This window comes from Limnohabitans sp. 2KL-1, from assembly GCF_003063435.1.
Taxonomy (GTDB): domain Bacteria; phylum Pseudomonadota; class Gammaproteobacteria; order Burkholderiales; family Burkholderiaceae_C; genus Limnohabitans_A.
Window position 1 is genome coordinate 781542 of sequence record NZ_NESL01000002.1, and the last position, 17921, is coordinate 799462.

The window sequence follows — 17921 nt, forward strand, 5'->3', positions numbered from 1 at the left end:
CTGTGCATTTTGATCACAAGTGTTTGCACTCGCCACGCCACACGGACTTGCCTACACTGAGGCCATGATCCAAGGCCTTGTTCAACTCTTCATCTTCCAGGCACTCGGCGAGTTGCTGTCGAAGTTCGCCCTGCCCTTCATTCCCGGCCCGGTGTTGGGCTTGGTGTTGCTGCTGGCGTTTTTGGCGCTGCGCGGCCAGGTGCCTGCGTCCATGGACACGGTGGGCAGTGGCATCTTGCAGCACTTGGGCTTGTTGTTCATTCCGGCGTCGGTGGGCGTGGTGCTTTACCTGCCCCTGTTGCAGGCCAACGCGTGGGCCATCAGTGCGGCGCTGGTGCTGAGCGTGGTGGCCACGGTGGCGGTGGTGGCGCTGGTGCTCAAGGTTTTGGCCAAGAAAGACTGAGCGCCATGAACAACCCTTTGCGCGCTGACCTGCCCCCCATCTCCGAGATCTGGGTCTACCTGTCGGGCAGTCCACTGCTGGCCTTGGTGTTGACGCTCAGCGCGTATTGGCTGGGCCTGACCCTCTACGAGCGCAGCCAGCGCAACCCGCTGGCCAACCCGGTGTTGATTGCGGTGGTGGTGGTTTGCCTGAGCATCGGCGTGCTCGACATGCCTTATGCCAAGTATTTCGAAGGCGCACAGTTTGTGCACTTCTTGTTGGGCACCGCCACGGTGTCGCTGGCCATTCCGATCTACAAAGGCTTTGCGTCGCTCAAGGGCCGCATGGGGGTGTTGCTGCTGTCGCTGGTGGCGGGCGGCATGACCTCGGTGTTCACCGCCGTGGGCGTGGCGCGTTGGCTGGGTGTGGACGAATCGCTGGTGCGCGGCCTGGTGGCCAAGTCGGTGACCGCGCCCATTGCCATGGGCATTGCCGAACGCGTGCAAGCCTCGCCCACCTTGACCGCCATCTTTGCCGTCAGTACCGGCATTTTGGGTGCAGTGCTCGGCCGCTATGTGCTCGACGCCTTGCGCATCAAGGCCTGGTGGCAACGCGGCTTTGCCCTGGGCGTGGCCGCGCACGGCATTGGCACCTCACGCGCGTTCAGCGTCAATGCCGAAGCCGGCGCCTATGCCAGCCTGGGCATGGGTTTGCACGGCATTGCGGGGGCTGTGTTGATTCCGCAAGCGGTGGCTTGGTGGTTTTAGCCCGAATCAATCGACCTTGGCTCCGCCCTGAAACCAGCGTCCGATCAGAGCGCGCTCGTCATCGGTGATGCCCGTGGCGTTGTTCATGGGCATTTGCTTGGTCACCACCACTTGCTGGTAGACGTTTTGGGCGTTTTGCTTGACTTGCTCCGGGCTGTCCAGTCGCACGTTTTTCATTTGCACCTGTTCGCCGTGACAGCTGTAGCAACGCTGCTCCAGCACAGTTTTGACTTGTGCAAAGCTCACAGGCGCGGCCGGTGCGGCGGATGCCACAGGCGCTGCAGGTCGCAGAGCAATGATCACGCCCAAAATCATCACCACACCCACGGCCGCAAAAGGCCAAGGGTTGGCAGCGCGCCCCAAATGGTAGCCGTGGCGCTGCACAAAGAACTGGCGAATCAGGGCACCGGCAAACATCATCACAAACAGCAGCACCCAGCGGTGCTCGTGCGTGTACAAAAAGCTGTAGTGGTTGCTCAGCATCGCGAAGATAACAGGCAGCGTGAAATAGGTGTTGTGCACGCTGCGCTGCTTGCCGCGCTTGCCATGGATGGCCAGGGCGTTGGCGTCGTATTTTTCGCCACTGGTCATGGCGGCCACGACTTTGCGCTGGCCGGGGATGATCCAGAAGAACACGTTGGCGCTCATGGCGGTGGCGATCATGGCCCCCACCAACAAAAAGGCAGCGCGCCCCGCAAACAGCTGGTTGGCCAGCCACGATGCAAAGGCAATCACCACGATCATCAGGCCCGCCACGATCAGCTCACCGTTTTTGCGGAAACCAAACACGCGGCAAATGATGTCGTAGACATACCAAAAGGCCACCAAAAAGCCCAAGGCAGCCGAACCGGCCACAAAAGGTGTCCAGTCCATCAGCGATTTATCGATCAGGAAGGTGCCTGCGTTGTAAAGGTAGAGCACGGTGAACAGCGCAAAGCCGCTCAACCAGGTGGAATAACTTTCCCAATAAAACCAGTGCAGCTTGGTGTGGATGATCTTGGGGGCCACCATGTACTTTTGGGGGTTGTAAAAGCCGCCGCCGTGCACCGCCCACATCGCACCGCCTACGCCTTTTTCAAGCAAATCGGGCGAGTTGGGCTTTTGCAGGTTGTTGTCCAGAAAGACAAAGTAAAACGAAGAACCAATCCAGGCGATGGCAGTGATGACGTGCACCCAGCGCAACAAGAGATTGGCCCATTCCAGCAGATACGTTTCCATGAAGGATTCTCCAACCAGCTCACCACCGCGGGCCCTGTGAGCGGTCATTCGGTCGCGAACATGAAACCTGTGGGGTGTTCTTGCGCCGCTGCGACCAGTGCACCGAAGTGTATACAGTTTGTGAGCCTGAATCCAGATGCCCCCTGCCTTGGTGGCCTAGGGAAAACCAGCATCCCGCTTCAGAGCGTTTGCAAGAGTTGTGCCGCCACCGCCACGGCAATGACTTCGGGTTCTTTGCCTGTGATGCCAGGTATGCCAATCGGGCAGGTGATGTGGCCAATTTCTTCGGCGCTGAAACCCCGGTCCTCCAGGCGATGGCGGAAGGTGGCCCATTTGGTCTGGCTGCCAATCAGGCCCACAAAGGGCAAGTCCCCCTGCACGCGTTGTCGCTTGAGGCAGGCCACAACAATGTCCAGGTCTTCGGCGTGGCTGAAACTCATGATCAGCACGCGACTGCCCGGCACCAAATCGGCCACGGCGGCTTGCACCGGGCTGGAGTGCTCGCAGGCCACGCCATCCGGCACATCGTCCGGAAAAATCTCGTCACGGCTGTCGATCCAGCGCACCGTAAAGGGCAGGGGTGCAAGGGCGCGCACCAAAGCCTTGCCCACATGACCGCCGCCAAACAGCGCCAGCGGGGTGCGCCGCGGCATCAGCAGCTGCCGCAAACGCGGCAAATCGGCGGCACTGACGGCTTCAAAAGCCAGCTCGACCGCTCCCCCGCAGCACTGCCCCAGACTGGGGCCCAAGACCTGGCGCAAAGTGGTCTGCGTGGTCTGACCGGCCAGCAGGTGCCGCGCATGGGCCAGCGCCTGAAACTCCAGATGCCCGCCACCGATCGTGCCTTCTTCCCCACGACCAAAAACCAACATCTGCGTGCCGGGCCCGCGCGGCACAGAGCCCTGAGTGGCCGTCACGCAAACCCGCACACCCGGCTCATGCGCCAATCGATCCAGCGCCAATTCCATCCAGTTCACACTTGCTTCCTTTTGAATGCCCATCCTCGCCAAGCGATTCGGTCAGTGACACAATGCCGAGCACACACCGAGTATGCCAAGGAGTCACGCGCTGCCATGAAATCGCTTTCCGGATTGAAAACCTCCTGCACCACCGCCTTGTGGGGTCTGGGTGCATTGGCACTGGCATGGCTCAGTGGTTGCAGCACCTCTGCCCCCTCAAAACCACCAGCCAGCCAACCCCCTGGTGCCGAGCCTGCGTCGCGCCCGCAAGCCACACCTGGACAGCGCGCCCCCGAACTTGGCAGCAGTTCCTTGGCCCGCAACGCCAAGGATTACCGCAAAGATGCCGCCAGCCATCTTTATGCCACGCACAGCCATCAAATTTACAAAGGCCGACTGCCCCCCATGCTGGAGGCCGTCGGTGTGCTCAATGTGGACATTGACCGCCACGGTGGCGTCAAGTCGATCCACTGGATGCGTGCGCCCCGGCATGTGCCGCAGGTGATGAAAGAGATTGAGCGCATGGTGAAAGCCGCCGCGCCCTACCCGGCACCCAAGCACATGAGCCAGGTGACTTACACCGATGTGTGGCTCTGGCACAAAAGTGGCAAGTTCCAACTCGACACGCTGACCGAGGGCCAAGACTGACCAGGCTCAGCCTGCCCCGGCGCCCAAAAGTCTGGCTTGCAAATCCGGCAGGCCCTCAATGAACACCACCCGGTCGGCCACCTCATCGGGCAAGCCTTCGGGCGGATGCAAGCTGAACACCTGCATGCCGGCCGCCAAACCAGCCAACAAGCCGGGCAAACTGTCTTCCACCACGGCGCAATGCACCGAAGGGCAAGCCAGCGCCTGGGCTGCAAAGTGAAACAAACCCGGATCAGGCTTGTAACTGCCCACTTCAGGCGCACAAAAAACCCGATCACCCAGCATATCCCGCAAACCTGTCAAAGACAGCGTGAGCTCTGCCTTTTCCCGAGGGCCGTTGGTGGCCACGGCAAAGGGGATGTGCAGGCTTTCCAGCAAAGCCTTGGCACCCGGAATTTCCTTGAGTGCCAAACGGAACTGCATGGCCATCGCCAAACGCAAGTCCTTGAGGAACTGCACTTCATCCAAAGCGGGACGGCCTGCGGGCCCATGACTCGCGATCTTTGCCACGCAATGCGGCATGGGAACACCCCGAAACCGAAGGTGCAGCTCTTCACGCGACCAAGGCAGTCCCTGCACTTGCGCCATGTCAAACAAGACATCCAGCCCGATGCGCTCGCTGTCCACCAGCGTGCCATCCAGGTCAAAAAGAATCGCCGATGGCCTCATTGCCGCCCCTCAAAATCAAACTCAAAAAACATCAAACCCCCTGCGCTTGCTCGTGCACGGCGCCAGGCAGCAAAGTCAAAATCAGCGTGGTCGCCACCGAAAACCCCGCCAACAGCAAAAGCGAGTGGCCGAAGCCCATGGCCTTGACCACCGGCCCCAAGGCCCAGACCGACAGGGAACTGACCGCGAACGACACGCCCAGGCGCATGCCCGACACCCGCGAGCGCAGGCGGTCGTCCACATAGCGGGCGATCATGAAATCGGTGAACGGGATGGCCCCGAAAATGAACACCATCACCCCAATCAGCGCGGCAAACAGCCACCAGCCCTGCGCCTGCGAGGCCAGCACCAGCATGGGGATTTGCGCCATCACCATGAACATGAAAAAGCGTTTGAGCGGAAAGCGGTTGATCAGGTGCCCCACCACCACCTGGGCGACTGATGCCACGGCATAGACCACGGCCAGCAGCAGGCCCAAGGCGGCCGGGTCTTCCATCACGCCCGCAAAGCGCTCGGCCAGCAAGGGGCCGTTGCCGTTGGTCGTGAAGTTGAACAGCACGCTGCTGGTGATGGCCGCGGCCGTCATCACCACCAGCGCACGCGCCAACATCGGTGCGGGCAGGGTGACCTTGGCACCGCCTTTGCGCTTGGCGGGTGACGACAGCTCTTGCGGGCAGCTGCGTGCAAACACCCAGCCGCACACCAGGGCGACCACACCGGGCAAGACAAACGCGGCACGCCAGCCGAACCACTGGATCAAAAAGCCTGTGAGCAAGGCCGCCACGGCCACGCCCAGATTGCCCGACAGGCCATTGAAGCCGATGGTCGCACCCGGGTTGGATGAGCGCTCGAGCAACATGGGAATGCCCACCGGGTGGTAAATCGATGCAAACACCCCGATCAGCGTGAGGCTCGCGGCCAGCTGCCAGGCCGTTTGCGCAAAGGCCGTGAGGATAGACGCCGCGCCGATGCCAAAAAAGAAAATGAGCATCATGCTGCGGCGGCCCCACAAATCGCCCAAGCGCCCGGCGGGCAAGGAACCCAGACCGAACATGAAAAACGCGCCCGCGCCATAAGGCATCAGGTCTTGCCACTGGGCCAGGCCCATGTCGAGGGCGATGGTGCTGACCGCCGCCGCAAAGATCAACAAGAACAAATGGTCCAAGGCGTGCGCGATGTTGAGCAGGCCCCGCACCACGCGGGGGTGGTCGGCGGGTGATTCGAGCACAGGGGTTGCAGAAGAGGTCAAGGTCGTCATGGTTGTTTTTGCGCTTCTGACTTGATGCTTTCAGATTTGTCATCCCGGCCTTGAGCCGGGATCCAGAAGGCACAGCCGGTGTTTGCAAAGGGCAGCGCGGTGCAATGGATCCCGGGTCTTCGCCCGGGATGACAAGCATTGGGATAGCTCTGATGTGTCTGCTTGATCGTGTCGAATCCATAATGTGCGCCCAAGGCCATTTGAACGCTGTCGCTTGGGTCACACCAGGGATGCCTTGCACTCACAAAGCTGCATTGGCCGGGGCTTTGGCATCCCAGATGTGCGCGCGCCAATACACCGCCATGGCCCCCGTGAGCAGCAGGCCCAGCGCCGAATACACCCCCGCCGTGGCGGCATAGCCCCAGCGGTCGATCAGCGGGCCCGAGAGCAGCAAGCCCAAAGGCAAGCCCCAAATGGCCAGCATGCGCATACCCATCACTCGGCCCCGGTAGGCGGGCTCGGTCACGCGCAGCATCACGGCCGCCAGCGGCGTCATGCACAAGCTTTGCGCCAAGCCCGCCACCCAGAGCAAGGCCATGCCCACGCCCAAATGGGTGCTGAAAGCGAACAGCACATCCACCGCAAACCACACCGCCCCGGCCAGCACCATGGTTTGCGCAGCGCGAAACGCAAAGCGGTGCGAACTCAGCACCACCGAACCCACCAGGCCTCCGAAGGCAAAGCTCGCACCCAGCCAGCCCAGGCCCGTCTGGTCGGTCAGGTAAATGTTTTTGGCCACATAAGGCAACAAGCCCAAAGAGAAAGGAAAGGCCAGCAGGTTGACCAGGAACGCCAGCGCCATGGCCGCCATCAGCACCGGGCGCGTCCACACATAACCAAAAGCCAGTTGCAAATCGCGCACGGGCGACACACGCGGTGCATCTTTGGCGGCTGTTGGTGCAGGCCCATCGGACACGCCGCGTGACAGCACAAAACTCAGGGTGTAGAGCGCGGTGATCAGCGCGTAAGCCCAGGTCATGCCCAGCCAGGCGACCACGCCTGCCCCTGCCAAAGCGCCTGCGATGCGGGCCGAATCCGAGGTGATGCGCGAGATGCCCAAGGTGCCCAGCAAATGCCGCGGCGGCAGGGTTTGCGCGATCAAGGCGTTGCGCATCATCATGTCCGAGGGGCGCACCAGCCCGGCCAAAGCGGCCATCAGCAGCACGATCGTGGGCGTGAGGGCTTGCAGCCAAGCCAGCAGCATGAAAGTGGCCGCAAGCGCTGCATAGAGGGCACGCGACAGAACCAGCATGCGGCGGTAACCCAGGCGGTCGCCCACCACGCCAAACAGCGGCGAGGCCAAAGAACCCAGGTACTGCAAGGAACCAAACACCACCAGCATCATGACCGAGCCCGACTCGACCAGGATGAACCAGCCCAACACGATGGACTCCATCTCGAAAGCCCAGGAGGTGGCCAGATCGGCAGGCCACTGAAAGCGAAAACTCCGGACCCTGAAGGGGTCACGCCAGTGCATGGCGGGTGGGGATTCAGCCGTCGACGTGGCCTCGCTCACGGCCGTGGTCCTGTGCAGAGCAAAGTGTGGGGGAACAGCGCACCGCGGCAAGGGCGCGGGCACATCGCGCTCATGCGATCAATCCTGCCCGGCGCGGGGTGACTGTGGGGTGGTGTCGCTCTTGGTAAGGCGGTCTGGCTGCGCCGCAGGCTCGGGCATGAAGCACATCTTCTCGCCATCCCAACGCTGACCGCACCAGCAAAGGCCTTCGGCGTTGATGATGCAAGTGCCGGTGCCGCAGCACCGTGGATCGTCTGACATGGGCCTGCTCCTGTGGGCTATTGGAATCAAAATGACAGGATGCCTGAAAACGCTTCAGGCATCCGGCTCAAAGCCTCACAGCCCTGCAGTGGCCTTGGCTTTTTCGCACGCCATCAGGATGCGCTCGGGCGTGGCCGGTGCGTCCATGTACACCACAGCTTTGTGGTCGGCGCTGGCCGCCACTGCATCGCGCAAGGCGAAGAAGGCAGACAGGCCCAGCATCAAAGGCGGCTCGCCCGTGGCCTTGCTGTTGAAAGGCGTGGGCTTCAAGTTGGCGTTGTCGAACAAGGACACATTGAAGTGTTCTGGAATGTCGCCCGCCACCGGAATTTTGTAGGTGCTGGGGCCGTGTGTGAGCAGCTTGCCCTTCTTGTCCCAAATGCACTCTTCCATGGTGAGCCAGCCCATGCCTTGCACATAAGCGCCTTCGATCTGGCCTTTGTCCAAAGCGGGGTTGATGCTGCGGCCCACGTCGTGCACGATGTCCACGGCCTTGAGCCACCACTCGCCAGTGCGGGTGTCGATCTCCACTTCGCTCACGGCAGCGCCATAGCAGTAGTAATAGAAGGCACGGCCATTCAGGGTCGCAAAGTCGTATTTGATTTCGGGCGTCATGTAGAAACCCGTGACCGACAAGCCCACACGCTCCATGTACGCTTGCTTGGTCACATCGGCCCATTTGACGGACTTGCCGCCGCCATGCAGCTCGTTGTTAGAGAAGCTCACCTCTTCGGCGGCGCAGCCCAGCAAGCGGGCCGCCACGGGCTTCAAGCGCTCGCGCATTTGCATCGTCGCGTTCATGATGGCCGCGCCGTTGATGTCGGCACCGCTCGAAGCGGAGGTGGCCGATGCGTTGGGCACTTTTTGTGAATCGGTGGCGGTGATGCGCACATGGTCCACGCTGATGCCCAAACCATCGGCACAGACCTGCGCCATCTTGGTGTTGAGGCCTTGGCCCATTTCTGTGCCGCCGTGGTTGCAGCTGACCGAACCATCCATGTAAACCACCAGCAACGCGCCGCCTTGGTTCAAATGGGTAGCGGTGAAGCTGATGCCGAACTTCAAAGGCACGAGCGACAAACCGCGCTTGCGGGTTTTGCTCTTGGCGTTGAAGGCTTGCACCGCAGCACGACGTTCGGCGTATTTCGATTCCTGCTCCACCTGGTCGATCACCTTGTCACCCACCCAGTCTTCAATGAGCTGGTTGTATTGGGTGGTCATGGTGTCGGGCGTGCCGCTGATGGCGGGGTCTTTGTAGAGGTTGAGCTTGCGCACTTGAAGTGGGTCTTTGCCCAAAGTCATGGCGATCTCGTCCATCACCGTCTCGATGCCGAACATGCCTTGTGGGCCGCCGAAACCACGGAAGGCGGTGGCGCTTTGGGTGTTGGTCTTGCAGCGGTGGCTCACCAGTTTGAGCGCAGGCAGGTGGTAGGTGTTGTCGATGTGCAGGCAAGCGCGGTCGTTCACCGGGCCGGAATAATCGGTGCTGTAACCGCAGCGCGACATGAGCGTGATGTTGGCACCCAACACGCGGCCTGTGTCGTCAAAACCCACTTCGTAGTCAATGCGGAAATCGTGGCGCTTACCGGTGATGGTCATGTCGTCGTCGCGGTTGACCCGCAGCTTGACGGGCTTGCCCAGCTTGTGCGCGGCCAAAGCGGCGCTTTGGCTGAAGATGCTGGCGTTGCCTTCTTTGCCACCAAAGCCGCCACCCATGCGGCGGCAGATCACCTCCACATCGTTGGTGTGCAGGTTCAGGGCGTGCGCGGCTTCGCGTTGGTTGCCGTCAGGGTGCTGGGTCGACACGTACAGCGTGAGCTGGCCGTCTTCCTTGGGCACCGCATAAGTGATCTGGCCTTCCAGATAGAACTGCTCTTGCTGACCGGTGTTGGTGCTGCCTTTGATCTTGTGAGGCGCATTGGCAATGGCTGCGGCGGCGTCACCACGCATGATGCCCTTGGGCGGCATGATGAAGCTGCTCGCGGCCATCGCGTCTTCGATGGTCAAGATGGGCGTGAGTTCTTTCACCAGCACCTTGGCTTTGTGGGCCGCTTCGCGGGCATAAAGCATCTCGCGCGCCACCACCACCGCCACGGCCTGGCCGACAAACTCGACCTTGCCAGCGGCCAGGAACGGGTCGTCATGGATGATGGGGCCGCAGTTGTTTTCGCCGGGAATGTCTTTGGCGGTGTAGACCGCGACGACGCCGTGTTCACGCAAAATGGCTGCACGGTCAATGCCGTCGCCGATCAGCTCGCCGTGCGCCACCGGCGACAAGATGAGCGCGGCATACAAGGTGCCGGCGTGTTCAGGGATGTCGTCGATGTAGGTGGCCGAGCCCGTGACATGCAGGTGCGCGGACTCGTGGACGATATCGGTGCCTTGCTGAACGCCTGAAACAGGCAGCAGGTTTTTGAGTGCGGTAGGAGCGTTCATTCAAGCCACCTCTTTCTGTTCTTCGATGAATTCCAAGGCCAAGTTGCGGGCCACCAAAGCACGGTAAGCCCATGTGGCGCGTAAGCCGTCGCGAGCGGTGAAGCTCGCGGCAATGGCGGCGTCCAAATCGGCCGATTTCACGTCGGCAGGCGCACGGCCTTCCAGCACGGCTTCGAGCTTGGGGGCGCGGCAAGGCGATGGGGCCAGGCCGTTGTAGGCCAGTTTCACGCCGCTCAGCTTGCCGCCTTGCAGCGTGTAGCTGATGGCTGCGCAAGTGGCCGAGATGTCTTGCTCAAAACGCTTGCTCACCTTGTGGGCGCGGAACACCTGACCGACCACAGGCTTGGGCAGCTCGATGGCTTCAATGAACTCACCGGCCAGCAGCACGTTTTTCTTCATGCCGGTGTAGAAATTTTCCAGCAGCACCTTGCGGGTCTTGTCGCCACAGCGCAGCACCAGATTTGCACCCAGCGCCAGCAAACAAGGCATGGAGTCACCAATGGGTGAGCCGTTGGCGATGTTGCCCGCCAGCGTGGCGGTGGAGCGGATGGGCGGCGAACCAAATCGACGCAGCACTTCGGTGAAGTCGGGGTAAGCCTGGGCCACCAGCGCCTCGACTTGCGTCAGCGACACTGCAGCGCCAATGCGCCAGACGCTGGCCGTCTCGGTCACTTGGCGCAGCTCTTTGACGTTGCCCAAATACATGATGTGGTCGGGTCGGCTGAACTGCTTGTTGACCTGCAGACCGATTTCGGTGCTGCCTGCCAGCAACGTGGTCGTGGGGTTCTTGACCAAATAATCGGCCACTTCGGCCACGGTGGCGGGCGACACGAACTCGTTGCCTTTCTTGGTGCGCACCACGGGCTGCACGATGATGTCGCCGTCCAGGCTCAGCGTGGGCACGCTGGCGCGTTTGATTTCTTTCAGCAAAGGCACATCGGCGCTGTCTTCGATCTTGAGCGCTTCGGGCTTGGCGCAGGCTTTGGTGGCCGATTCGATGATCGGCTTGTAGCCGGTGCAACGGCACAGGTTGCCGCTGAGCGAATCGGTGATCTGCTGGCGGTTGGGCATGGGCAAGACCTGCACCAAATTCACCAAGCTCATCACGATGCCGGGGGTACAAAAGCCGCACTGAGAGCCGTGGCACTTGATCATTTCTTCTTGCACCGGGTGCAGCGTGCCATCGGCTTTTTTCAGGCTCTCGATGGTCTTGACTGATTTGCCGTCCAGCGAGGGCAGCAACTGGATGCAGGCGTTGGTGGCCACATAGTCCACGCCCGTGCCTGCGGCATTGAGTTCACCCACCATGACCACACAAGCGCCGCAATCGCCCTCGGCGCAGCCCTCTTTGGAGCCGGTGCGGTGCATTTGCTCGCGCAAATAGTCCAGAACAGTGGTGGTGCGGCGTTCGCCCTGGGCTTCGACGATCTGGCCGTCGAGCACAAAACGCACAGTGTTGGTGACTTGGGTCATGGTGCGGGGATGAGGTAAATAAACGGTAAGGCGCTGATTTTAAAGACCCACGGCCTTCGCGGGCAGGCTTTTTGAAGGATTAATTGGGATCTGACCCCAATTAACTCATTGGGGTCAGATCCCCATTCTTAGTCAAAGCGAAGGCGCATCGCCGTTGGGGCATGTGGCAGGCACTTTGGCTTCCACGCCGTTGCGGTGCACCCAGGGGGCCACCGCTGGTGCGGCCCACAAACCCAGCGCAGCTGCGCGAGCGGCAGTCTGTGCGGCGGCATAGGCGGTGCGCTGGCGGATATCGATCTCGCATTTGTACGCTTCGTAGTACCAGGCCGCACCCGCCCTGACCTGACTCAGATTGACCTGCGTGCAGTCGGGCTTGAACACTGTGCCCACCACCCGGTCATACAGATCAGTTTTGGCATAAGTGACCGTGACGCGCTGCCCCAGCACCAGGGCCGACAGATGGTCCCGCGAGGCATGGCCATAGGCCTGATCCAGCTCCGGGGCGTCAATGCTGTCAAGCCGTATGGGCTTCCCCTCCAGGGTGAGGGTGTCGCCATCGTGCACCGAGCTGACGGTGCCGGTGATGCGGCCACTGCCCGTGATCACCCCACAAAAAGTCGCACCCGACGCAGGCACCGGCGTGACGCCATCGCCCCCGCCACAAGCCGAGAGGCAGCTCGCCAAAAAGAGTAAAAAAGACCACCGCATGCAGGCATCGTAGCCGGGGTGACGGGATCGGCAACACCGAAATTAATCGGGATCTGACCCCGATTAAATGAATTGGGGTCAGATCCCAATTGTTTTAAGAGCCCCGGTAGGTGGAATAGCTCCACGGGCTGGCCAGCAGGGGCACGTGGTAGTGCTGGTCTTCGTGAGCGACACCGAAGTCGAGGCTGACTTGGTTCAAAAAGTTGGGCTCGGGCAGTTCTACGCCTTTGGCTTTGAAGTAGCCCGCCACATCAAACACCAGGCGGTAAGTGCCTTTGCGCAGGCTGGCGTGGTCGTAGAGCATGCCGTCGGGGTTGCGCCCATCGTGGTTGAGGGTGAAGCTTTTGACCAACGTGGCCTGATCGCCTTGTGTGGTGTACAGGGCCACCTGCATGCCTGCGGCGGGGCAGCCGTGCATGGTGTCCAAAACGTGTGTGCTCAATCCCATGGTGTGCTCGCTTGTCTAGGTGAGAAGTCAAAAAGGGGGGTTTTGGCAGGGCTCTCGGAGATCTACCAAACCGGTCGACCGAAGTGTATACAATTTTGCATTTAGTGGCTATGATTTGCGCCACAGACACAAAAACACCCGGGCGAACAGCCCCAAGGGACCGCGAGACATGGAAACTTCCACCACGCACCACATCGTCGAATCGCTGACCCGCGCCATCGTGGAGCACCGGCTTTTGCCCGGCTCCAAACTGGCCGAGCAAAAGCTGGCCGACCACTTTGGCGTGTCGCGCACGCTGGTGCGCCAGGCGCTGTTTCAGCTGTCGCAAAACCGCCTGATCCGGCTCGAACCCGCTCGCGGCGCGTTTGTGGCCGCCCCTTCGGTTGAGGAAGCGCAGCAGGTCTTTGCTGTGCGCCGCATGCTCGAAGCTGAAATGACCCGCGCCTTTGTGCAGCAGGTCACGCCCGAACAAATCGTGGCCCTGAAAGACCACATCAAGCAAGAGCGCGAAGCCGTGACCCAAGGCGACATCACGGGCCGCACCGAGTTGCTGGGCGACTTCCATGTGCGCATGGCAGAACTCATGAACAACGACGTGCTGGCCCAGGTGCTGGGCGAGCTGATCTCGCGCTGCGCCCTGATCACGCTGATGTACCAATCGCGCAACGAGGCCGAGCACTCGACCGACGAACACGTGGCCATCGTGGCCGCGCTGGAAGCCAAAGACAGTGACAAAGCCGTGCAACTGATGCACGAGCACCTGCTGCATGTCGAAGAAAGCCTGACCTTCGACCGCAAAGTCCCCACCCACGACATTTCCCTGGCCTTGGCCTGAACCCTTTTCATCGCCTGCTCATGACCACTTACGACAGCACCCTCCCCTACCCCCGCGACCTCAAAGGCTACGGCCGCCATGTGCCGCACGCGCAGTGGCCGGGCGGCGCCCGCGTGGCCGTGCAGTTTGTGCTGAACTACGAAGAAGGCGGTGAAAACTCGGTGCTGCACGGCGATGCGGGCTCCGAGCAGTTTTTGTCCGAGATGTTCAACCCCGCGTCTTTCCCCGAGCGGCACATCAGCATGGAAGGCATTTACGAATACGGCTCGCGGGCCGGCGTGTGGCGCTTGTTGCGCGAGTTTGAAAAACGCGGGCTGCCGCTCACGGTGTTTGGCGTGGCCACTGCGCTGCAAAAGCACGACGATGTGACCGCCGCCTTCCAGGAGCTGGGCTACGACATCGCCTGCCACGGCCTCAAGTGGATCCATTACCAAAACATCGACGAAGCCACCGAACGCGCCCACATGGCCGAGGCGATGGACATTTTGCAAAAGCTCACGGGCGAACGTCCCTTGGGCTGGTACACCGGGCGCGACAGCCCCAACACGCGCCGCTTGGTGGCCGACTTTGGCGGTTTTGAATACGACAGCGACTACTACGGCGACGACCTGCCTTTCTGGATGAAGGTGCGCAAGAGCGACGGGACCGATGCGCCCCAGCTCATCGTGCCCTACACCCTCGATTGCAACGACATGCGCTTTGCGCTGCCCCAGGGTTATTCACACGCCGACCCGTTCTTTCAGTACATGAAGGACACCTTTGACGCGCTGTACGCCGAGGGTGACCCGGAGGGTGACAACGCCCCCAAGATGATGAGCATCGGCATGCACTGCCGCCTGCTGGGCCGCCCGGGCCGCATCACCGCGCTGCAACGCTTTTTGGACCACATCCAGTCGCACGACAAGGTCTGGGTGGCTCGGCGCATTGACATTGCGCGGCACTGGAAGGCCACACACCCTTATGTTGGTTAAGCCCATTCCCTGTAGGAGCGGCGCCCCCGCCGCGAAGAATCCTCGCAGGCCACGAGCCATCGCCCCGAGCGCGGGGCTCCCACAAAAGTCAAAAACAGCACCAGGACACACATGCCTTTGACCCTTGAACAACTCAACAGCGCATCGCACGCTGAAGCCGCGCAGCTGCTCGACGGCCTGTACGAGCACTCGCCGTGGATCGCCGAGCAAGCGCTCAACGAACGCCCCTTCACCTCGCTGGCGCACCTGAAACACGCCATGTGCGAAGTGCTGGCGCACGCCGGGCGCGACGCGCAGCTGGGCCTGATCCGCGCTCACCCCGAGTTGGCGGGCAAGGCCATGGTCAGCAAGTCGCTCACGACCGAGTCCACCAATGAACAAACCAAGGCGGGCTTGACCGACTGCACGCCCGAAGAGTTCGCCAAAATCCAGAAGCTCAACGCCGACTACAACGCCAAATTTGGCTGGCCCTTCATACTGGCCGTGCGTGGTCCGCGCGGCGTGGGCTACAACAAACAGCAGATCATCGATGCCTTCGAGCGCCGCCTGTTCGGTCACCCTGACTTTGAATTGGCCGAGTGCCTGCGCAACATCCACCGCATCGTCGAGATCCGCCTGAACGACAAGTTCGGCGTGGAGCCGACGCTCGGACACCAGGTTTGGGATTGGCAAGAACAACTCGCGCAACACTCCGACCCCGGCTTTGCCGATTTGGGCCAACTCACTGTCACGTACCTGACCGACGCGCACCGCGCCTGCGCCCAACGCACCACGCAAAACATGCGCGACTGCGGTTTTGACGAGGTCTATACCGATGCGGTGGGCAACGTGGTGGGCCGCTACCACCCGGCCACCACAGGCGGCAAATACCTGATGACGGGCAGCCATTACGACACCGTGCGCAATGGCGGCAAATACGACGGCCGCTTGGGCATCTTTGTGCCCATGGCCTGCGTGCAGCAACTGCACCAACAAGGTAAACGTCTGCCCTTTGGCATTGAGGTCGTGGCCTTTGCCGAAGAAGAAGGCCAGCGCTACAAAGCCACTTTCTTGGGCTCTGGCGCACTCATTGGCCAGTTCAACCCCGCTTGGTTGGACCAGCAAGACGCCGACGGCATCACCATGCGTGCGGCCATGCAACACGCCGGTTTGTGCGTGGACGACATCCCCAAAATCCAGCGCGACCCGGCGCAATACCTGGGCTTTGTCGAAGTGCACATCGAGCAAGGCCCGGTGCTCAACGAAGTGAACATCCCGCTGGGCGTGGTCACGTCGATCAACGGCAGCGTGCGCTATCTGTGCGAGGTGATTGGCACCGCCAGCCACGCAGGCACCACCCCCATGGACCGCCGCCGCGACGCAGCCTGCGCCGTGGCCGAACTGGCGTTGTACATGGAGCAACGCGCTGCGAAAGACGGCGACAGTGTGGCGACGATTGGCCAGTTGCAAGTGCCCAACGGCTCGATCAACGTGGTGCCCGGGCGCTGCCTGTTCAGCTTAGACATGCGTGCGCCCACCGATGCACAGCGTGACGCGCTGGTGGCGGATGTGATGGCGCAACTCGACCAAATTGCCGAGCGCCGTGGCGTGCGCGTCAAAGCCGAGCTGACCATGAGCGCCGCTGCCGCACCCAGCGCCCCCGAGTGGCAAGCCCGCTGGGAACGCGCCGTGAGCGCATTGGGTGTGCCGCTGTTCAAACTGCCCAGCGGCGCAGGCCACGACGCCATGAAGCTGCACGAAGTCATGCCACAAGCCATGCTGTTTGTGCGCGGCGAAAACGCGGGCATCAGCCACAACCCGCTCGAATCCACCACCAGCGACGACATGCAGCTGTGCGTCGACGCCTTCACCCATGTTTTAAACCAACTCTCTCAGGAATTGTCATGAGCACCCCCATCGTCAATCTCGAAAACCAATACCAACAACTCGACGCCTGGATCGACGCGCACTTTGACGAACAGGTCAAGTTTTTGCAGGCCCTGGTGCAAGTGCCGACCGACACCCCACCCGGCAACAACGCCCCACACGCTGAGCGCACCGCCGAGCTGCTCAAGCCCATGGGCTTTGAGGCTGAAAAACACGCCGTGCCCGAAGCCGATGTGAAAGCCTACGGCCTGGAATCCATCACCAACCTGATCGTGCGCCGCAAATATGGCGAAGGCAAAACCATTGCCCTGAACGCCCACGGCGACGTGGTGCCGCCCGGCGAAGGCTGGACGCACCCGCCCTACGGCGGCGAGATCCACAACGGCGCGATGTACGGCCGCGCCACCGCCGTGAGCAAGTGCGACTTTTCCACCTTCACCTTTGCCACGCGGGCGCTCGAATCACTGAAAGCCCCACTCAAAGGCGGCGTCGAACTGCACTTCACCTACGACGAAGAGTTTGGCGGCGAAATGGGCCCCGGCTGGCTGCTGGCCAAGGGCCTCACCAAGCCTGACCTGATGATCGCGGCAGGCTTCAGCTACCAAGTGGTCACCGCACACAACGGCTGCCTGCAAATGGAAGTCACCGTGCAAGGCGAGATGTCGCACGCCGCCATCCCCGACAGCGGCACCGACGCGCTGCAAGGCGCGGTGCACATCCTGAGCGCCCTGCTCGCACTCAACACGCAATACCTGAAGGTCACGTCCCAGGTCGAGGGCATCACCCACCCCTATCTGAACGTGGGCCTGATCGAAGGCGGCACCAACACCAACGTGGTGCCGGGTAAAGTCAGCTTCAAACTCGACCGCCGCATGATCCCCGAAGAAAACCCGGCCGAAGTCGAAGCCAGCATCCGTCAAACCATTGCCGACGCGGCCGCCAGCTTCCAGCCCCCAAGAGGCGGGAATGGGCTGCAAGTGGACGTGCGCCGCATGCTGCTGGCCAACGCCATGAAGCCCCTGCCCGGCAACCAGCCTCTGGTCAGCGCCATCCAAAAACACGGCGAACAAGTCTTCGGCGAAGCCATCCCCGCCCTGGGCACCCCGCTCTACACCGACGTGCGCTTGTATGTGGAGCGCGGCATCCCCGGCGTGATCTACGGCGCAGGGCCCCGCACCGTGCTCGAGTCCAACGCCAAACGTGCCGACGAGCATGTGCAGTTGGAAGACCTGCGCCGGGCCACCAAGGTGATTGCACGGACGTTGCTGGATTTGTTGGGTTGAACGGGTCACAACCACTTTTGTGGTTGTGACTGCACCTAGGAAAAAGCCGGAAAAGTCAGAAGTCTCGGAATCGGCATAGGGGGCCTCCCTGATGGTAGGCACCCCTGCCACACCACCCGGCATGCGGGTCCGCACCGGGCGGTTCGAGCGCTTGAGGTCAGGACAGCCTTGGCACCCCCAGCCGATCAAAGTACGCAATGGTCAGCACTCGCTTGATGGCCCC

The 17921-nt window shown here is 61.6% G+C and carries 17 protein-coding genes; 7 read left to right on the forward strand and 10 right to left on the reverse strand.

Annotation, left to right across the window (positions count from 1 at the left end):
- Positions 1-64 precede the first annotated feature (64 nt).
- Positions 65-403 (forward strand): CidA/LrgA family protein, encoded by a 339-nt coding sequence (locus B9Z47_RS08110; protein ID WP_108330786.1) that lies wholly within the window; start codon positions 65-67, stop codon positions 401-403.
- A gap of 5 nt (positions 404-408) precedes the next feature.
- On the forward strand, positions 409-1149 hold the full coding sequence (locus B9Z47_RS08115) for an LrgB family protein (protein ID WP_108330692.1): 741 nt from the start codon (positions 409-411) through the stop codon (positions 1147-1149).
- Between the two features lie 6 nt (positions 1150-1155).
- On the opposite strand, the gene B9Z47_RS08120 is transcribed toward B9Z47_RS08115, so the two are convergent.
- Positions 1156-2367, reverse strand: coding sequence for a urate hydroxylase PuuD (locus tag B9Z47_RS08120; RefSeq protein WP_108330787.1), 1212 nt, complete (start codon positions 2365-2367; stop codon positions 1156-1158).
- Positions 2368-2546: 179 nt separating this feature from the next.
- Positions 2547-3335, reverse strand: coding sequence for a xanthine dehydrogenase accessory protein XdhC (gene xdhC / locus B9Z47_RS08125; RefSeq protein ID WP_108330788.1), 789 nt, complete (start codon positions 3333-3335; stop codon positions 2547-2549).
- 105 nt (positions 3336-3440) lie between these two features.
- On the opposite strand from xdhC, the gene B9Z47_RS08130 reads away from it, so the two are divergent.
- Entirely contained in the window at positions 3441-3974 is a 534-nt protein-coding gene (locus B9Z47_RS08130) for a hypothetical protein (protein WP_108330789.1), read from the forward strand.
- A 6-nt stretch (positions 3975-3980) separates the two neighbouring features.
- On the opposite strand, the gene B9Z47_RS08135 is transcribed toward B9Z47_RS08130, so the two are convergent.
- From B9Z47_RS08135 to uraH, 8 genes are all read right to left on the reverse strand, one after another.
- A complete protein-coding gene (locus B9Z47_RS08135; protein ID WP_108330693.1) occupies positions 3981-4643 on the reverse strand; it encodes an HAD family phosphatase in 663 nt (220 codons plus the stop codon).
- Positions 4644-4674: 31 nt separating this feature from the next.
- Positions 4675-5901: an MFS transporter gene (locus B9Z47_RS08140; protein WP_233253711.1), complete on the reverse strand. Its 1227-nt coding sequence runs from the start codon at positions 5899-5901 to the stop codon at positions 4675-4677.
- Positions 5902-6142: 241 nt separating this feature from the next.
- Positions 6143-7417, reverse strand: coding sequence for an MFS transporter (locus B9Z47_RS08145; RefSeq protein ID WP_199226299.1), 1275 nt, complete (start codon positions 7415-7417; stop codon positions 6143-6145).
- A 78-nt stretch (positions 7418-7495) separates the two neighbouring features.
- Complete coding sequence (locus B9Z47_RS08150; RefSeq protein ID WP_108330694.1) at positions 7496-7678, reverse strand: hypothetical protein; 183 nt, start codon at positions 7676-7678, stop codon at positions 7496-7498.
- Positions 7679-7753: 75 nt separating this feature from the next.
- The gene (xdhB, locus tag B9Z47_RS08155) at positions 7754-10114 is read right to left on the reverse strand and encodes a xanthine dehydrogenase molybdopterin binding subunit (RefSeq protein ID WP_108330695.1); all 2361 of its coding nucleotides are present in this window, start codon (positions 10112-10114) and stop codon (positions 7754-7756) included.
- On the reverse strand, positions 10115-11587 hold the full coding sequence (gene xdhA, locus B9Z47_RS08160; protein WP_108330696.1) for a xanthine dehydrogenase small subunit: 1473 nt from the start codon (positions 11585-11587) through the stop codon (positions 10115-10117).
- Positions 11588-11719: 132 nt separating this feature from the next.
- Complete coding sequence (locus B9Z47_RS08165) at positions 11720-12295, reverse strand: thermonuclease family protein (protein WP_108330697.1); 576 nt, start codon at positions 12293-12295, stop codon at positions 11720-11722.
- Positions 12296-12389: 94 nt separating this feature from the next.
- Positions 12390-12743 (reverse strand): hydroxyisourate hydrolase, encoded by a 354-nt coding sequence (gene uraH, locus B9Z47_RS08170; RefSeq protein WP_108330698.1) that lies wholly within the window; start codon positions 12741-12743, stop codon positions 12390-12392.
- A gap of 169 nt (positions 12744-12912) precedes the next feature.
- Here uraH and B9Z47_RS08175 point away from each other — a divergent pair, with 169 nt between their 5' ends.
- The 4 genes from B9Z47_RS08175 (at position 12913) to B9Z47_RS08190 (ending at position 17698) form a co-directional block, all read left to right on the forward strand.
- Complete coding sequence (locus tag B9Z47_RS08175) at positions 12913-13578, forward strand: GntR family transcriptional regulator (RefSeq protein ID WP_108330792.1); 666 nt, start codon at positions 12913-12915, stop codon at positions 13576-13578.
- Between the two features lie 20 nt (positions 13579-13598).
- A complete protein-coding gene (gene puuE / locus B9Z47_RS08180; RefSeq protein WP_108330699.1) occupies positions 13599-14549 on the forward strand; it encodes an allantoinase PuuE in 951 nt (316 codons plus the stop codon).
- A gap of 111 nt (positions 14550-14660) precedes the next feature.
- Entirely contained in the window at positions 14661-16436 is a 1776-nt protein-coding gene (uraD, locus tag B9Z47_RS08185; protein ID WP_108330700.1) for a 2-oxo-4-hydroxy-4-carboxy-5-ureidoimidazoline decarboxylase, read from the forward strand.
- Positions 16433-17698, forward strand: a complete 1266-nt coding sequence (locus B9Z47_RS08190) for an ArgE/DapE family deacylase (RefSeq protein ID WP_108330701.1) — start codon at positions 16433-16435, stop codon at positions 17696-17698. The genes uraD and B9Z47_RS08190 overlap by 4 nt, the downstream gene beginning before the upstream one ends.
- Positions 17699-17921: the final 223 nt, after the last annotated feature.

Bases quoted from the DNA above. Each gene is read 5' to 3' on its own strand.
- B9Z47_RS08110 (WP_108330786.1), top strand. From the start codon at position 65: ATGATCCAAGGCCTTGTTCAACTCTTCATCTTCCAGGCACTCGGCGAG.
- B9Z47_RS08115 (WP_108330692.1), top strand. From the start codon at position 409: ATGAACAACCCTTTGCGCGCTGACCTGCCCCCCATCTCCGAGATCTGG.
- B9Z47_RS08120 (WP_108330787.1), bottom strand. From the start codon at position 2,367: ATGGAAACGTATCTGCTGGAATGGGCCAATCTCTTGTTGCGCTGGGTG.
- xdhC (WP_108330788.1), bottom strand. From the start codon at position 3,335: ATGGAATTGGCGCTGGATCGATTGGCGCATGAGCCGGGTGTGCGGGTT.
- B9Z47_RS08130 (WP_108330789.1), top strand. From the start codon at position 3,441: ATGAAATCGCTTTCCGGATTGAAAACCTCCTGCACCACCGCCTTGTGG.
- B9Z47_RS08135 (WP_108330693.1), bottom strand. From the start codon at position 4,643: ATGAGGCCATCGGCGATTCTTTTTGACCTGGATGGCACGCTGGTGGAC.
- B9Z47_RS08140 (WP_233253711.1), bottom strand. From the start codon at position 5,901: ATGACGACCTTGACCTCTTCTGCAACCCCTGTGCTCGAATCACCCGCC.
- B9Z47_RS08150 (WP_108330694.1), bottom strand. From the start codon at position 7,678: ATGTCAGACGATCCACGGTGCTGCGGCACCGGCACTTGCATCATCAAC.
- xdhB (WP_108330695.1), bottom strand. From the start codon at position 10,114: ATGAACGCTCCTACCGCACTCAAAAACCTGCTGCCTGTTTCAGGCGTT.
- xdhA (WP_108330696.1), bottom strand. From the start codon at position 11,587: ATGACCCAAGTCACCAACACTGTGCGTTTTGTGCTCGACGGCCAGATC.
- B9Z47_RS08165 (WP_108330697.1), bottom strand. From the start codon at position 12,295: ATGCGGTGGTCTTTTTTACTCTTTTTGGCGAGCTGCCTCTCGGCTTGT.
- uraH (WP_108330698.1), bottom strand. From the start codon at position 12,743: ATGGGATTGAGCACACACGTTTTGGACACCATGCACGGCTGCCCCGCC.
- B9Z47_RS08175 (WP_108330792.1), top strand. From the start codon at position 12,913: ATGGAAACTTCCACCACGCACCACATCGTCGAATCGCTGACCCGCGCC.
- puuE (WP_108330699.1), top strand. From the start codon at position 13,599: ATGACCACTTACGACAGCACCCTCCCCTACCCCCGCGACCTCAAAGGC.
- uraD (WP_108330700.1), top strand. From the start codon at position 14,661: ATGCCTTTGACCCTTGAACAACTCAACAGCGCATCGCACGCTGAAGCC.
- B9Z47_RS08190 (WP_108330701.1), top strand. From the start codon at position 16,433: ATGAGCACCCCCATCGTCAATCTCGAAAACCAATACCAACAACTCGAC.